General features: G+C 68.7%; 14 protein-coding genes. 3 read left to right on the top strand and 11 right to left on the bottom strand.

Annotation, left to right across the window (positions count from 1 at the left end; genetic code table 11):
- Positions 1-24: 24 nt before the first annotated feature.
- The 11 genes from AB0K11_RS24535 to AB0K11_RS24485 all read right to left on the bottom strand — a co-directional run bounded on the left by AB0K11_RS24535 (position 25) and on the right by AB0K11_RS24485 (position 11,496).
- A complete protein-coding gene (locus AB0K11_RS24535) occupies positions 25-549 on the bottom strand; it encodes a mammalian cell entry protein (RefSeq protein WP_364983284.1) in 525 nt (174 codons plus the stop codon).
- Entirely contained in the window at positions 516-2,000 is a 1,485-nt protein-coding gene (locus AB0K11_RS24530) for an MlaD family protein (protein WP_364983281.1), read from the bottom strand. Before AB0K11_RS24530 ends, AB0K11_RS24535 begins: the two co-directional genes overlap by 34 nt.
- Before the next feature lie 2 nt (positions 2,001-2,002).
- Positions 2,003-3,124, bottom strand: a complete 1,122-nt coding sequence (locus AB0K11_RS24525) for an MCE family protein (protein ID WP_364983278.1) — start codon at positions 3,122-3,124, stop codon at positions 2,003-2,005.
- Positions 3,121-4,494: an MCE family protein gene (locus tag AB0K11_RS24520; RefSeq protein ID WP_364983275.1), complete on the bottom strand. Its 1,374-nt coding sequence runs from the start codon at positions 4,492-4,494 to the stop codon at positions 3,121-3,123. Before AB0K11_RS24520 ends, AB0K11_RS24525 begins: the two co-directional genes overlap by 4 nt.
- 2 nt (positions 4,495-4,496) lie before the next feature.
- Positions 4,497-5,816 (bottom strand): MCE family protein, encoded by a 1,320-nt coding sequence (locus AB0K11_RS24515; RefSeq protein WP_364984114.1) that lies wholly within the window; start codon positions 5,814-5,816, stop codon positions 4,497-4,499.
- A gap of 32 nt (positions 5,817-5,848) precedes the next feature.
- The gene (locus AB0K11_RS24510) at positions 5,849-6,877 is read right to left on the bottom strand and encodes an MlaD family protein (protein ID WP_364983272.1); all 1,029 of its coding nucleotides are present in this window, start codon (positions 6,875-6,877) and stop codon (positions 5,849-5,851) included.
- Entirely contained in the window at positions 6,874-8,307 is a 1,434-nt protein-coding gene (locus AB0K11_RS24505; RefSeq protein WP_364983269.1) for an MCE family protein, read from the bottom strand. Before AB0K11_RS24505 ends, AB0K11_RS24510 begins: the two co-directional genes overlap by 4 nt.
- Positions 8,304-9,140 carry an ABC transporter permease gene (locus AB0K11_RS24500; protein ID WP_302914422.1) on the bottom strand — a complete coding sequence of 279 codons (837 nt, stop codon included), beginning with the start codon at positions 9,138-9,140 and terminating at the stop codon, positions 8,304-8,306. The genes AB0K11_RS24505 and AB0K11_RS24500 overlap by 4 nt, the downstream gene beginning before the upstream one ends.
- Entirely contained in the window at positions 9,137-9,901 is a 765-nt protein-coding gene (locus AB0K11_RS24495) for an ABC transporter permease (protein WP_364983265.1), read from the bottom strand. Before AB0K11_RS24495 ends, AB0K11_RS24500 begins: the two co-directional genes overlap by 4 nt.
- A gap of 272 nt (positions 9,902-10,173) precedes the next feature.
- On the bottom strand, positions 10,174-10,683 hold the full coding sequence (locus AB0K11_RS24490; RefSeq protein WP_364983262.1) for a winged helix-turn-helix domain-containing protein: 510 nt from the start codon (positions 10,681-10,683) through the stop codon (positions 10,174-10,176).
- Positions 10,684-10,743: 60 nt separating this feature from the next.
- Entirely contained in the window at positions 10,744-11,496 is a 753-nt protein-coding gene (locus AB0K11_RS24485) for a MetQ/NlpA family ABC transporter substrate-binding protein (protein ID WP_364983259.1), read from the bottom strand.
- A gap of 169 nt (positions 11,497-11,665) precedes the next feature.
- Between AB0K11_RS24485 and AB0K11_RS24480 the strand changes: the two genes are divergently transcribed.
- Genes AB0K11_RS24480 through AB0K11_RS24470 form a run of 3 tightly spaced genes read left to right on the top strand, consistent with a single transcriptional unit; the run spans position 11,666 to position 15,464 of the window.
- The gene (locus AB0K11_RS24480; protein WP_364983256.1) at positions 11,666-13,108 is read left to right on the top strand and encodes an APC family permease; all 1,443 of its coding nucleotides are present in this window, start codon (positions 11,666-11,668) and stop codon (positions 13,106-13,108) included.
- Positions 13,105-14,451: a glutamine synthetase family protein gene (locus AB0K11_RS24475; protein WP_364983253.1), complete on the top strand. Its 1,347-nt coding sequence runs from the start codon at positions 13,105-13,107 to the stop codon at positions 14,449-14,451. The genes AB0K11_RS24480 and AB0K11_RS24475 overlap by 4 nt, the downstream gene beginning before the upstream one ends.
- Positions 14,448-15,464, top strand: a complete 1,017-nt coding sequence (locus tag AB0K11_RS24470; RefSeq protein WP_364983250.1) for an LLM class flavin-dependent oxidoreductase — start codon at positions 14,448-14,450, stop codon at positions 15,462-15,464. Before AB0K11_RS24475 ends, AB0K11_RS24470 begins: the two co-directional genes overlap by 4 nt.
- Positions 15,465-15,469: the final 5 nt, after the last annotated feature.

The following is a 15,469-nucleotide window of genomic DNA, read 5'->3' as shown; positions in this document are numbered from 1 at the left end:
AGCCTCCTGTCGTTGATCGGCGGGTCACGGCACGAACGCCACGTTCGAGATCTTCGCGCCGTCGTCGGTCTGGCGGACCGAGATCCGCATCCGCCAGCCGCGCGGCTCCGTCTGCGGGGCAGTCGCACTCGTCGTCGTCATCGACACGGTGACGAGCACGTCGGCTTGGTCTGCGGTGCCGGACTCCAGGCCGGCCTCGGTGACCGTGCCCTCCGATGTCGACTGCATCTGCCTCACGGCATTCATGAACGGTTGGTAGCGCTGCTGGAACTCGTCGTGGAAGTCGCCGGTCGACTGCTCGAGGATGCGCTGCATCGCGGCATCGATGTCCGTGTGACTGACGGTGGTGATGTTCACCGCCGCCTGACGGGCGACCTGGACGAAGGTGTCGCGTCGGCTCTGCGCTTCACGCTGCTGGTGGTTCTCGTAGCCGAACCAGCCGAGCAGACCGCCCAGGGCGGCCAGGACGAGCAGTCCGGCGATGACGGCCGCGCGTGTGTTCGACGGGCGAACGGCTACCCGCTCGACGGCGTCAGCATGTCCTGCCATGTCTTCCCCTCTGGACTCTGCGTCAGGTCGGAATTGGTGTGCACCTGGCCGTCCGGACCCACATAGGTGCCGGTCGCCGGGTCGTACGGCGCGAAGGCGACGGGCGGCGTCGGTGGTGGCGGCGCGTCGGGCGGCGGTGGCTGGTCGACCCCCGGCCACGGCACACCCGGCTCGTACTGGGGCACGCCCTGCCCGGTGACGGTGGCGTTCGGGTCGCCCTTCCAGTTGAATCCGTCGTTGAGCGGCACGTACTGCTCGCTGCTCTCGCACATCTCGACGGTCGGGGCACGCTTGGCGGGGTCGTTCTCGCACGGGATGTTGCGCACACCGCGCACGTTGAGACTCGAATCCTGCGGCACCCGGCAGTACAGCTCGCCCGCGGGCCGTTCCGGCGCGTCGACGTCGGAAGCCGACCGCTGCTGCTGAACCGGCAGGAAGCCGGTGTTGCAGGGCGGCGGCAGGTTGAGGTTGAGGTTGAAGTCGAGATAGATGCCCCGGTAGTCCTGCTTGGTCCCGGCGTTGGCCAGCGCGATCGCCGACATCACGGCGGTGCCCTGCGGGAACAGCACCAGCAGCTGCTCGATGTCGGCCCGGTAGGTCACCGCGATCTCGCCGAGGCTGACCATGTTGGCCAGCAGGACGGGCAGCGCGGGTGACACCCTGTCGAAGAACGCCCTGCCCTCGGCCAGCGCCGGTCCGCCCTGGACGAGCAGGTCGGCGAACGCGCGGTCCTGTGCCGCGAGCTGGCCGGTGATCGATCGCATACGGGCCGCCCAGGTGGCGATCGAATCGGCCGTCCGTACCTGCGAGTCGAACACCGGTGGGGACTGGTCGATCAGCTGGGTGAGCGGGTCGATGGTCCGGCCGGCCTCGATCGCCAGCGAGGTCGAGCCGTCGACGATGCGGGCCAGTTCGGGGCCGAGCCCGGCCACCGCGGTGGCTGCCTCGTCGACGACGGTGCGCAGGTTGTCCTGCGGGATCGCCTGAAGCGCGGTGTTGGTGGCGTCCAACAGGTTTCCGATGTCCGGCGGGATCTGCGTCCGGCCGGCCGGGATGACGTCGCCGTCGCGCAGCGTGCGCTGCGGTTCGTCCGGCGTGCCGGGTTCGGGGGTGAGTTCGACGAACTGTTCGCCGATGGCCGACCGGCTGTGCACCGCGGCGGTCACTTGGGCGGGAACGGGTATGTCCGAGTCGAGCTTCAGCGCGGCGCGCACACCATCGCGGGTGACGTCGATGGAGGTGACGCGGCCGATCTCGGTGCCGCGGTAGGTGACCACCGACGTCGGGTACAGCCCACCCGAGGCGGGTAGGTCCAGCGTCACCTCGTACCGGCCCACCCCCAGCAGCGCGGGGACCTTGACGAAGCCGAACGCCATGACGCTGCATGCCACGACCGTGATCGTGGCCAGGATCGCCAGCTGGGTCCATACCGTGCGGGACAGGCGCAGCATGGTCAGTACCCGCCGAAGTGGTAGGGCGCGATCAGCGGGTTGGCCGCGGTGTACGGGCTGGGCATCTGCCCGATCGTGCGGCCCCACTGCAATTCGAGTTCGGTGAGGTCGCCTTCCCACCTGGTCCCGGTGAACAGGCTGCTGTCCAGTCGGCTCAGCGTCAGATCGATGACGAGGCTGATGTTCGCGAAGTCGCCGCGGAACCAGTTCGGCAGCGTGCTCTTGACCCACGGATAGGTGGACAGAAAGTCCAGGCCCTTGGTCAGCGCCGGACCGGCGTCGGCCAGTTCGCGAAAGACCGGGGCGATGCTGCGCAGGTTCGCCACCAGGGCCTCGCGGGTCTGGTCGATCGTCGAGGTGGCGATCGCGCTGAACTTGCCGAGCGAGTCGATGGCCTCGACCAGGTTCGCCCGCTGTTCCGCCAGTACGGACAGTGCCTTCGGGATGGTGGTCAGCGCCCTGTCGACGGTGGTGTCGTTCTCCGCGACCTGACCGGCCAGCGCATTCAATCGTTCAGTGGCCGTGATGATGTCGTTCGTCTGCGCGTTGAGCTGGCCGATGAAGACGTCGAGCTGGGTGAGCAGGCTGCGCATGACGTCCTCGCGGCCCGCGAGCGCCGTCGCGAACGCCTTGTTGATCTCCTGCAGCTCACCGAGCCCGCCGCCGTTGAGCAACACCGACACCGACGCCAGGGTCTGTTCGGTGGTCGGGTAGGTGGCGGCCGACGACAGCGGGATCACCGAGCCGTCGTGCAGCCTGCCTTGCGGCGGGGCGTCGGTGGGCGGGGCGAGTTCGATGTGCATGGATCCGAGCAGGCTGGTCTGACCGACCTTGGCGGTGGCGTTGGCCGGCAGTGCGACGTCGCCGTCGATCCGCATGGTGACCAGCGCGTGCCAGTCCTGCACCTCGATCTTGGTGACGTTGCCGATGTTGACGTCGGCCACCCGGACCCGGGTGTTCTGCTGGATCACCACCACGTCGGGCAGCTGCGCCTGGATTGTGTACGACCCGTCGCCCGAGCCCTCGGTGCCGGGCAGGGACAGCGAATTGAGCCCCCGCCATTGGCATCCGGTGACGGCGGACAGCACGACGACGGCAAGCGCCGCCGCGGCCGCGCCCCTCACGGTGTCCCTCCCGGCGCGGGCGGCGGCGCAGGCGCGGGCGCTCCGCCCGGCGGCAGCATCAGTCCGGCCAGCCCGAGGCCGGGATCGACGACCGGCCCGGGCCCGGCCTGCCCCGCGGGTGGAGCCGCCTCGGCGGGCAACGGCCCGGGGGCGCCGGCGATCGGCGGCGGGACGTCCAGCGGCACCGGCGGTGGCAGGTTGGGGTTCAGCCGGTTCTCGCTGTAGGTGATCTCATTGGGCCGCGCCGACGCGCCGACGAACGGGTTGACCCCCAGCGGTGGGAAGTTGTACTGGCGGTTCTTGATGATCGGCGCCAGATACTGAACGCACAGCTTCGAGGACTGCTCCCAGCCCTTGCGCGATGCGGCCTGCACGGCGCTGCAGATGAACTGCACCGTGTTGGCGAAGTTCACCGGAGCGAGGATGCCGGTCACCGCGCTCTGAGCGGGCTGGTAAATGTTCATGAAGTTCTGGAACACCGTCGGCGTGATGTGCAGGACCTGCTTCACGTCGGCGCGGCTGTCGTTGAGCGCCGTGGTGACTGACGCGAGCCGATCGACGGTGACGCCGAGACCCTCGCGGTTCTCGGCGACGAAACCGCGCAGGTCGTTCACCGCGCCGTCGAGGGCGCGGGTGGCGTCGGCGAACTCGTCGGGCGAGTTGTCCAGCAGCGTGGTCACCTCGGCGAGGTTGGTGTTGAACGCGGCGAGCAGATCGCTGCTCGACGTCAGGGCCGAGACCAGCAGCTGCAGATTGCGCACGGTGCTGAAGATGTCGGTGCTGTGGTCACCGAGGGCGGAGATCGCCTGCGACAGTTTGATCACCGTCTGGCGGGCGGTGTCACCTTCCCCCCGCAGGTTGTCCGCAGCGGTGTTGACGAACTCCCCCACCGCACTCGGGCCTCCCGGCGTGACGGGCTGCAGCGACTCGGTCAACTTCTCGAGCTGCCTGCGGAAATCGTCCCACTCGACGGGCACCGCGGTGCGGCTCTGCGGGATGACGCCGCCCGCTTCGAGTTTCGGCCCCCCGGCGTACGCGGGGACGAGCTGGATCGCCCTGGCACTGACCAGCGACGGCGACAGGATCGCGGCCTTGGCCTCGGCGGGCACCGGGTATTCGGAGTCGACGGAGAACGTGACCTTGGTGTTGTCCGGCTGCGGGTCGATCTCGTCCACGGTGCCCACGGCGACACCGAGGATGCGGACCTCGTCACCGGTGTACAGGCCATTGGCGTTGGCGAAGTACGCGGTGAACGTGTCCCTGCTGACGCGGTCCCACCACGGTGTGGCCACCACGGTGGTCGCGACCGCGAGGATGAGAATCAGCGTTGCTGCCAACCCGATTCGCGCATGACGGACATCGATGTGCATGATCACGGCCCCCCGTCGGGCGCCGGCGGCGGGATGGTCGGCGGCGGTGTGGGTCCGGATTCGGCGGGCGGCCCCGGCGGCGGGATGGTCGGCGGCGGTGTAGGTCCGGATTCGGCGGGCGGCCCCGGCGGCGGACCACCCGGCGGTGGAGCGGGCAGCGGCTCGCGGTAGGGATAGCGCGGATCGCCGGGGTTGCCCGTGATCGCGTCGGGCAGGGTGAGGTGCGGCTCGCCACCCTGGCCGGTTCGCGGGAACGGCATAGGCATCGGCGGGGTTCCGGGCTGGCCGACTCCGGGGTCGACGAGTTCGGAGGGCAACAGCACGTTGGGGTCGAGTCCGAGGTCGGAGAACGCCGCGTCGATGAACGGCTGGGAGAACTGGCCCGGCGCGAGATTCACCAGGGACGCCTTGAAGAAGGGGCCCGATCCGAGCACCTCACCGAACGACATCGCGTAGCGCCGCAGCAGGTACAGGGTCCGCTGCAACTCCTGTTTCCGGTTGTCGAGGATCTCCAGGACACCGTTGAGCTTGTCGACGGCGGGTTTGAGCTCGGTGCGGTTGTCCGCGACCAGCCCGGAGATCTGCTCCGCCGCCGCCCTGAGGTTGACCAGCAACGCGTCCACCGAATCTCGTTGTGACAGCAGTTCGGCGAGCAGGGCGTTGGTGTTGGCCACCAGGCCGGCGATCTGGTCGCTGCGCTTGGCGAGCACCCCGGTGACCTCGTCGGCGTTGGCCAACAGGTTGCGCAGCTGCGCATCCCGCTCGTTGAGGGTGTCGGAGAACCGGGACACCCCCTCGAGCGCCATCTTCAGCTCGGGCGGCGTGTCGGCGAACGTGTCCGCCAGCGTGCTCAGCGAGGTGGACAGCTGGGCGGTGTCCAGGCCGCTGATGGTGGTGGTCAGGTCACCGAGCGCGTCCGGCAGGTCGTAGGGGGACGTGGTGCGTTCCAAGGGGATCGGCCCGTCCAGCTCGCCCTCTCCGCGGGGAGTGACCTCCAGCATCTTGGTGCCGAGCACGGTCTCGGTCTTGATCGCGGCCTCTGTCCTGTCCCCCAGGTCGACACCCTTGCGGACCGTGAACTCCACCAGCACCTGGGTGCCTGCCAGGGTGACGTCGTCGACCGTGCCGACCTCGAGCCCGGACACCCGGACCTCGCTGCCCGGCTTGATGCCGCCGGCTTCGGCGAAGTACGCCGAGTAGTCGGCGGTGCGCTTGATCAGTGGCAGCTTGTCGTAGGAGAACGCGGCGGCGACGAGCGCGACCAGGATCAGCGTTCCGACCGCCCCGACAGCGGGTCGGCTGCGCTGGGCCAGCGGCGTGATCGATGGCCGCTTCCACTTCAGCTTCGGTCGTCTCATTTCGGCGTGCACCGTCCCGAATCCTGGCCCGCGAGTTTGATGTACGTGGGATCCCCGCCCTTGCCGTTGAGTTTGAGGATCGCGTCGCACAGATAGAAGCCGAAGTAGTCGCCGTAGAGCCCCTGTCGCGCCAGCACCTGATAGGCGTCGGGCAGCGTCTTGACCAGATCGTCGACGTAGTCCCGGTCGGCCATGATCTGGCCGGCGAAGCGGTCCGTCTGGGTGACGGCCTCTTCGACGGTGGGACGGATCTCCTGGAACAGGTCGGCGACGGTGCCTGCCGCTGCGTTGATGTAGGCGGTGCCGTTGGTGATGTCGGTTCTGCGGTCCGCCAGCGCCTGGGCCAGTTGCGACAGGGAGTCCAGGCCGTCGGCGAACTGGTCGTCGCGCGCGGCGAATGTCGCCAGCACGGTGTTCAGATTGGTGATCACCTCACCGATCAGTTCGTCGCGGCCCGCCAGAGTCGACGTCAGCGCCGAGGTCTGCGACAGCACCGAGGCGATGGTGCCGCCCTGGCCCTGGAACACTTTGAGCAGTTCGCCGGACAGCGCGTTCACCTGGTCGGGGTCGAGGGCGCGGAACAGCGGCCGGAAGCCGCCGATCAGTGCGTCGACGTCGAGCGCCGGCGACGTCCGGGCGAGCGGAATGGTCTGTCCCGGTTGCAGTTTCCGCACCGCTCCCGGCCCGTCCTCGAGCGCGAGGTACCGGTCGCCGATCAGGTTCTCGTAGCGCACCACGGCGCGGGTGCCTTCGGTCAGCGTCAGCCCGTTGTCGACGTCGAAGTCGACGGACACGGTGCCGTCCTTGTGCAGCGTCAGTTCCTTGACCTTGCCGACCTCGACGCCCGCGATGCGGACGAAGTTGCCGCCCTTGAGCCCGGACACGTTGGCGAACACCGCGGTGTAGACGCTGCGCGAGTCGAAGCGGAACTGCCCGAACACCGTGACCAGAGCGAACATGAAGACCAGGCACATCACGCTGAACAGCACCACCCGGGTGAGGGCCCGCGGGGTTCTCCCACTCATGGTGCGTCCTGTTCGGTCGGTGTTGGTGTCGGTGGCGTCAACGGAGCCGGCAACGGTGGCGGCGGAGGCGGAGCCCCGGGCGGCGGCGGGTACAGCGGGGTGCCGTCGGGCGCGTACAGCGCGGCGCCGTACGGGGGCGCCCCGGGGTAGGCCGGCAACGGCCCGGGCGCGGGACCGCCGGGGTACCGGATACGCGGCGGTTCCGGGATGGCCTTGGTCACCGGGAAGTAGTTCGCGAAACCCGGGAAGCCGATGCCCGGGTTGGGCCGCACGTCCAGGCCGGTGCCGAAGCCGGTGTCGGTGACCAGGTACTTGACCGGGAAGTTCTTGCTGACGTCGGGCAGCGATCCGCAACTGGGCCGCCCGCCGGGTCCGCCCTTCGCGTTCACCCGGGGCAGGTGGTCCGGGTACCGGTAGGAGTCGTCGCCGAACAGCAGCGCGGCGTCCATGATGACCGATTTGCCGTTGCCGCCCAACGCGTCCCGGCCACCGTTGTCGAGGAACCACTGGGCGCCCTGGAACAGGCAGGTGTAGGTGGGCGAGTATGTCTCCAACAACTCGGTGGTCGGCATCAGCAGGTCGAGCGAGCGCACCAGGGCGGGTTGATTGCCGCCGATGACATTGATGCCGGACTGCGCGAATCCGACCGACGACAGCAGCAGATCGTCGAGGGCGCGGGCGTTCGTGTCGATCGTCGTGCTGGTGGTGGAGAAGGAGTCCAGCACCGACAGGATGTCCTGGGCTGCTTTCGAATAGGCGTCGGCCGTCTGGCCGAAGAGCTGCCAGTCCCGCTGGACGGTGGGCATCCGCGGGTTCACGGCGAGCAGCACGTTGTTGGAGTCGGTGATGGCCTGACCGATGACGTCGCCCTTGCCGCGCACCGCCTGCGCCACCGCGGAGAGCACCGAGTTGAGTTTCGCCGGGTCGACGGACTGCACCACCGACTGCAGATTCTGGAACACCGTGTTGACCTCGACGGTGACGTTGCGCGACTTCAGCACGGCGCCCGGCTCGAGTGGCTGCGGGGAGCCGCCGTCCTCGGGCACCACGAGGTCGACGTACTTGGCGCCGAAGGCGGTGCTGGCCTTGATCTCTGCTTCGACGTTGCGCGGCAGGAACTGGAACTGGTCCGGGTAGATCTTCAGCGTCAGCTTCGAGTTCTCGGATCCTTCCGCCGCGGCCTCGGTGCCGATGCCGTCGACCTCGCCGATCTGCACGCCGCGCAACTTCACCTTGGCGCCGTCCTCCATCACCAGGCCGGAGCGATCGGACACCAGGGTGACCGGCACGAAACTCTTCGCCGCGCCGGTGAACAGCACGGCAGTCAGCGCCACCAGAACGATGACCACAACGAAGAGCACCGGCGCCCACCAGATCGGGTCGACGCCGGAGCGCCGCGGTGAGTTGGTCGGCTGGCTGGTCACGCTCACCCCGACAGATGGAAGTTGCCGGACTGTCCGTACACGGACAGCGTGATGGTCAGCAGGATGAACACCCCGGCGGTGATCGAGGTGCGCACCGCACGCCCGACCGCCTCGCCGACACCTGCGGGGCCGCCGGTGGCGGTGAACCCGTAGTAGGTGTGCACCGCCATCACCGCGGCGGCCATCGCCAGCGCCTCGGTGAACGACCAGAACAGGTCCGTCGGGTGCAGGAAGGTGGTGAAGTAGTGGTCGTAGACGCCGCGGGACTGGCCGTAGATGACGGTGGTGCCGAACCGGGTGGCGAGGAACGACATCAGCACCGCGACGGTGTAGATCGGGATCACCGCGATGATGCCCGCCACGATCCGCGTCGACGCCAGATAGGTGACCGCGCGGATGCCCATCACCTCGAGGGCGTCGATCTCCTCGTTGATGCGCATGGCGCCCAACTGCGCGGTCGCACCGGCGCCGATCGTCGCGGCCAGCGCGACGCCCGCGGTAGCGGGTGCGATGAAGCGGACGTTGAGGAACGCGCCGAGGAAGCCGGTGAGCGCCTCGATACCGACATTGGACAGGGTGTTGTAGCCCTGCACGGCGATCAGCGCGCCGGTGGACAGGGTGAGGAAGCCGACGATCACCACCGTGCCACCGATCACCGCCAGCGCGCCGGTGCCCAGGCCCATGGTGGCGACCAGCCGCAACACCTCACCGGGATAGCGGCGCACCGCGTCGGTGGTGGCGGCCAGCGCCTGTCCGTAGAAGGCGGTCTGCTCTCCCAGCTTGCGGGTCGTGCCGATAACCCGGTCCAACGTCGACGGTTCGCTCGCGAGCTCGCTCACGGCGCCACCTTCACGCCCAGCGCGGTGGCGAGGATGTTGATCAGGAACAGCGCCATGAACGCGAAGACCACCGTCTCGTTCACGGCGTTGCCGACCGCGGTGGGTCCGCCTCCGACGGAAAGGCCCTTGTAGCAGGCGATCAGGCCGGCCGACAGCCCGAACAGCAGTGCCTTGACCAGCGAGACGATCACCTGCGGCAGACCGGTCAGCAGCGTCAGGCCGAAGACGAAGGCGCCGGGGGTGACGTCCTGAACGAACACCACGAAGAAGTAGCTTCCGGTCAGGCCGACGACGGCCACCACCGAATACAGCATCAGCGCAACGAAAGTCGCGGCGATCACCCGCGGCACCACCAGCGCCTGGATGGGGTTGACGCCGATCACTTTCATGGCGTCGATCTCTTCGCGGATCGTCCGGGCGCCCAGGTCGGCGCACATGGCGGTGGCGCCGGCGCCGGAGACGACGATCGCCGTGACGACGGGCCCGACCTGGGTGACCGACGCCAGGGCCGCCCCGGCTCCGGAGAGGTCACCCGCTCCGACCTCGATCAGGACGATGTTGAGCGTGAAGACGATGAGCACCGTGTACGGGATCGACAGCACCACCGTCGGCACGATCGACACCCGTGCGACGAACCAGATCTGGTCGATCAGCTCACTGAAGGCGAACGGGCGCCGGAACATCGCGGCGAACGTCTCACCGGCGAGGACGAAGAAATCGCCCATGGCCACCGCGGGTTTGGCGAAGGCGGTCCGGGTCACACGCCCCCCTCGAGATGCTGCATCGGTCGTTGCATTGTCCAGCCGGGGCCGGTGCCGGCTCGACGAGGAGCGATGTCATGTCACCGCTCGGATTTCGTTGAGCTCGGAGGCAGACGCTAGGAAGGCGCTGATTTGCTGTCAACCGATGCGGCGACGCAAACTCGCACGTGAAATAGTGGAAATCGCTGGTTGGCGAACGCAACCGGTCCGCCGGGCACGGATTGAATCGGGTCGAGTTAAAAGACGCCGGATCGCTGAGGCCGGGGCCTCCGTCATGCCGATTCTGCCGCCCGGGCACCCGACGGGGTCAACCGGTAGCCGACGCCACGCACCGTGGTCACCATTCCCGCGCGGTCGCCGAGCTTGGACCGCAACCGCCGGACATGCGAATCCACCGTCCGCTCGGAGATTCCGGCCCGCGCCTCCCACACCTCGGTCAGCAATTCGGTGCGGGACACGGTGCGCCCGTTCGCACGATCGAGGTAGACGAGCAACTCGTACTCCCGGTGGGCCAACCGAATTCGCCGGCCATCGACGGCGACGGTGCGCCGGACCGGGTCGACGGCAACCCCGGTGACAGGCCTGTCCATCGACGGCGACACCCCGGAAGTGGCGGTGCGGACGACAGCGCCGGGGATCGTGGCGGCGATGAGCGCGCCGTACTGACCGACGAGGTCGAGGGCGTGCCCGATCATATCCGCGGGTTCACGGGGCACGTCGACGTGCAGCACGATCCGCACGGTGCCGGCGTCACAGCCGGCCGGCTGACCACCCTGGTACACGAGTTCACTATCACTACAGCGGGCCGCCGCGCCACCGGTTTGCCTCGCCGTGAGCGCAACTCAGAATGCGGCGATGACCTGGCCCCGATAGGCGGCGCCGATGAAGGCGCGCGTCGAAGCACAATTGAGCGCGGCGCCGAGCAGGCGGACGTCGGCGTCGTCACAGTTGTCGGGGCGGGCCACCAGGTATTCGGCGTAGGCGGGATTGCCGTGGTCGAACACCAGGGCGGCACCGGTGGTCACGCCGCGGCCCATCGCCTGGTTGCCGAACAGGAACGCGGCGTCGAAGTCGGCCAGCACGTCGGCGAGCAGCCAGCTGCTCAGTTCCTTGAGCACCAACTCGCGCGGGTTGTGTGTGACGTCGGCGATCGTCGCGGGCACCGCACCGGGCGGTTTCACCTCGATCATGTCCTCCCCGGCGAGCATCTCCAGCGCCCGGCCGATGTTCACCGGATCCGACGGCAGCGCGATCTCCGCGAATCTGGGGACGTCGGCCAGATTCGGCCAGACCTCCGAGTACAGGCCGAATGGCTCGATGTGCACGGGCGTGATCGGCACCAGTCCCGCGCCGGTCCGCCGGTTGAACTCCGCGAGGAACGGCAGGTACTGGAAGTAGTTGGCGTCGAGCCGGTGCGCGGCCACCAGATCGTTGGGCTCGTCGAACGACTCGAACGTCTCGATCCGCAGGTCGACACCGTGACCGGCCAGCATCGGCTGCACATGCTCGAGGATCTCCGCATGTGGGACGGGTGAGGCAGCGACGCGCAGCGGCCGCATGCCGACACCGGCGATCGATCGCACGGTTCGGCTCACGGAGCCCGCCTCGTCACAGCCGCCGACCCTACCCCGCTTCGGACACGTGCGGGTGTGACGGCGAATGTGCCCGATTGTGACGCCGTACGACTCATCGTGAACCGAACCATGGGGGTCCCGACGGTCTGTCCCTACCGTGCGAATACCGAAACACCGAAGGGGTCACCGCATGTCAGAAACCATCGCTCCCGTTCACGGTGTGGGCGATCCGCCCGACGCCCCTGCCCGCAGGCTGTCCGGAAATCTCGGTGTCGCCTCGATCGTGTTCATGGTGGTTGCGGCCGCCGCGCCGCTCGGGGTGATCGGTGGCGTCGTGCCGCTGGGGATCGCCGGGGGCAACGGCGCCGGATTCCCCGCGACGTTCATCGTGGCGACGATCATCCTGCTGCTCTTCTCCGTCGGCTTCACCGCGATGACGCCCTACGTCCAGGAGGCAGGCGCCTTCTTCTCGTATGTTCGTGCTGCTCTTGGGTTTCCGGTCGGAATCGGTGTCGCGTTCGTCGCGGTGGTGAGCTACCTGGCGATCGAGGCCGGTGTCTACGGTCTGCTCGGACCGGCCGGGGCCACCGTCGTCGAACTGTTCGGCGGGCCCACACTGCCCTGGTGGCTGTTCGCCGCGCTGGCCTTCGCCGTCACCACCTATCTCGGCTACCGCAACATCGCACTCTCCAGCAGGGTCCTGGCGGTTCTGCTGACCGCGGAGATCGCGATCGTCGCGGTGCTCGACGCCGTCATCGTGGTCCGCGGCGGCGACGACGGGCTGTCCACCGGCATCGTCGACCCCGACGCGATCCTGTCCGGATCGCTGGGGATCGGACTGCTGTTCGCCATCATCAGCTACGTCGGCTTCGAGGCGACCGCGATCTTCCGCGACGAGGCGCGCACCCCGGAGCGCACCATCCCGCGCGCAACCTACGTCTCGCTGCTCCTGATCGGGGTGTTCTACGCGCTCACCAGCTGGGCGCTGATCTCCGGCTGGGGCGATGTGCAAGCACTCTCACAGGCGCAGAACAACGGCGGGACGTTCCTGGCCGACACCGCGGCGCGCTACATCGGCGCGTTCGGCACCGACGTGATCACGGTGCTGTACTTCACCAGCCTGTTCGCCTGCATCCTGGCCTTCCACAACGTGGTCTCACGGTATGTGTTCACGCTGGCCCAGCGCGGCGTGCTCCCCGCGGGTCTCGGTGACCCGCACACGAAACACGGATCCCCGCATCGGGCTTCGCTGTGGATCTCCGGGGCGGTCGCCGTGAGCGTGTTGCTCGCCGTGGTCTTCGGCCTCGACCCGGCCGCACAGTTCTACACCTGGTTCGCGGGTGCGACGACCGTCGGCATCGTCGTGCTGCTCATCGCCACGAGCATCGCCGTGCTGGTGCACTTCGGTCGCGACCGGCGTGGACACTCGCTGTGGCGGGTCCGGATCGCCCCGGCGCTGGGTCTCGTCGGACTGATCGGGGCACTCGCTCTGATCCTGGCCAACCTCGACGATCTCGTGGGCGGCTCGAGCGTGCTCGCCGTCATCATCGTCGGGCTGCTGGTGGTGGCCTTCGTCGCGGGCGTCGTCGTCGGCACCCGGGTCGGTGACCGCACGGTGCGGGCGGTGTCATGACCACCACCGCCGGCCCCGTTCTGGACAGCGCCGACGACGCCGCGGCACAGCTGATCTCGGCGCTGGCCGAGGGCAGCGTGACCGAGGTGGAGATCGCGTGGAGCGACGCCTTCGGGCATGCCGCGGGCAAGCGGATCCCGGCCGACCGGTTCCTCGACCGGGCCAGGGGCATCGGATTCTCCTTCTGCGAGGCCGCACTCGGCTGGAACGCCGAGGGCACCGTCATCGACTCACTGCAGCTGACGAACTGGAGCGGCGGTTACCCCGACGTCTACGCCGTACCGGACCTGTCCACGTTCCGCCGGCTGCCGTGGCGTCCGTCGACTGGACACGTGTTGTGCGACATCGTCTCCCACGACCGATCGCCGTCGAAGCTGGACCCGCGGGCGGTGCTGCACCGGGTCCTGGACCGGCTGGCCGGCCACGGGTACACCGCCAAGGTGGGCGTGGAACTCGAGTTCTACCTGCTCGACCCCGACGGATCTCCGTTCCAGCGAGACATCCACGCCTACTCACTCGAGAACGCCAACGCCCTCGATCCCCTGCTGGGCGAGCTGCACGACACCCTGACGCGGTTCGTGCCGCTGGAAGGCGTGCAGACCGAGTACGGGCCCGGCCAGGTCGAGACCAACCTGGTCTACGCCGACGCACTGCAGGCCGCCGACGACAGCGCACGCCTCAAATACGCCGCCAAGGAGGTGGCCCGCAGGCACGGCAAGGTCGCGAGTTTCATGCCGAAGCCGTTCGCTGACCAGTCCGGAAGTTCGGCGCATCTGCACATCTCGCTGTGGCGGGACGGCAGGCCCGCATTCGGGGCGAGCGACGGACACGAGAACGACACCGCACAGCACGCCATCGCCGGGCTGCTCAACCACCTGCCGGCGATCACGTTGTTCGGGGCGCACTCGGTGAACGCCTACCGGCGGTTCGAGCCGGACTCGTTCGCTCCGGCGACCGTCACCTGGAGCCGGGACAACCGCAGCGCCGCCGTGCGGTCCCTGGTGTCCGGACCGGCCGACGAGAGCCGCATCGAATTGCGCACCGGCGCATCGGATGCCAATCCCTACTGGCTGGTCGCCTCGGCGCTCGCCGCGATCGTGGCCGGGCTCGAAGCCGGCGACCGGCCACCGGACCGCGGGGACGGCAACCTCTACGAGCGTGGCGCGCCGCTTCCCGAGTCGCTCGGCGCGGCGCTGGCCGAGACGCTGCGCGACGACGTCATCCGTGACATCCTCGGCGCCGACTCGGTGCTCGACTTCACCCTGATCGCCCGCAGCGAGTGGGTGGAGTACTCCCGGCAGGTCACCGACTGGGAGCGGCGACGCTACCTGGCGACGTCGTGACCGGTCCCCGCTTCGGGGTGTGGGCGCCGGTGTACGGAAATCACGGCGCCCGCAGGCATCCGGACGACGCCCCCGACGCCGGCTATCACCGCAACCGGGATCTGGTGCTCCGCGCCGAACGGGCCGGATACGACGCAACACTGTTGGCGCAGCACGTCATGCACCCGAGCGACGTCGAGGAGGATGTGCTCGAGACGTGGTCGACACTCGCGGCGATCGCCGAGGCGACGTCGACCATCGAGCTCATCGGTGCGGTGAAGCCGCTGCTGTTCAACCCGCTGGTGTTCGCGAAGCTCGCCGCCAACGTCGACGCCATCTCCGGCGGCAGGTTGAGCGTCAACGTGGTCTCCGGCTGGTTCCTGCCCGAACTCGCCGCCCTGGGGATCGAGGTCCCCGGTCACGACGACCGCTACGCCCACACCCGGCGCTGGCTGCAGCAGGTCGTCGAACTCTGGCAGGGCAAGGAGGTCGCCCTCGGTGCGCCCGACGGTCCACCGGCGCTGGTCCGGCGCGTCCCCGAACGTGTTCCCACCGTCTACGTCGGCGGTGAGTCCGCACCCGGAAGGGCGCTGGCCGCCGACCACGCCGACGTGTACTTCCTCAACGGCCGTCCGCTCGAGCAGACCGTCGACGTGGTCACCGACCTGCGGGCCCGCCGCGGCGACCGGCCCGGTCTTCGGTTCGGCCTCTCGGCGTTCGTGATCGCCCGCGACACCGAGGCCGAGGCGCTCGCCGAGCTGCAGCACCTGCAGGCTCTGGTGGACGCGGAGTCCCGCCCGGAGATCTCGTCGGGCGCCGACCCTGCGACCGCGATGTACCAGGTGCTCTCGGGCACCAGCAGGGTCGGTTCGAACGGCGGAACACTGGCCGGCCTCGTCGGTAGCCATGCCCAGGTGATCGACCGCATCGCCGCGTTCCACGAGGCCGGAATCGAACTCTTCATGCTCCAGTTCCAGCCGCTGGAGGCCGAACTGGACCGTTTCGCCGCCGAGATCATCCCCCGTCTCCGCTGACCGGA

Source organism: Mycobacterium sp. NPDC050551 (genome assembly GCF_040674075.1).
Lineage (GTDB): Bacteria > Actinomycetota > Actinomycetes > Mycobacteriales > Mycobacteriaceae > Mycobacterium.
Note: the sequence above shows the minus strand (reverse complement) of the source record. Positions and strands in the feature narration are given on the sequence as shown.

Bases quoted from the DNA above. Each gene is read 5' to 3' on its own strand.
- AB0K11_RS24535 (WP_364983284.1), bottom strand. From the start codon at position 549: ATGGCAGGACATGCTGACGCCGTCGAGCGGGTAGCCGTTCGCCCGTCG.
- AB0K11_RS24480 (WP_364983256.1), top strand. From the start codon at position 11,666: ATGTCAGAAACCATCGCTCCCGTTCACGGTGTGGGCGATCCGCCCGAC.
- AB0K11_RS24530 (WP_364983281.1), bottom strand. From the start codon at position 2,000: ATGCTGCGCCTGTCCCGCACGGTATGGACCCAGCTGGCGATCCTGGCC.
- AB0K11_RS24475 (WP_364983253.1), top strand. From the start codon at position 13,105: ATGACCACCACCGCCGGCCCCGTTCTGGACAGCGCCGACGACGCCGCG.
- AB0K11_RS24510 (WP_364983272.1), bottom strand. From the start codon at position 6,877: ATGAGTGGGAGAACCCCGCGGGCCCTCACCCGGGTGGTGCTGTTCAGC.
- AB0K11_RS24520 (WP_364983275.1), bottom strand. From the start codon at position 4,494: ATGCACATCGATGTCCGTCATGCGCGAATCGGGTTGGCAGCAACGCTG.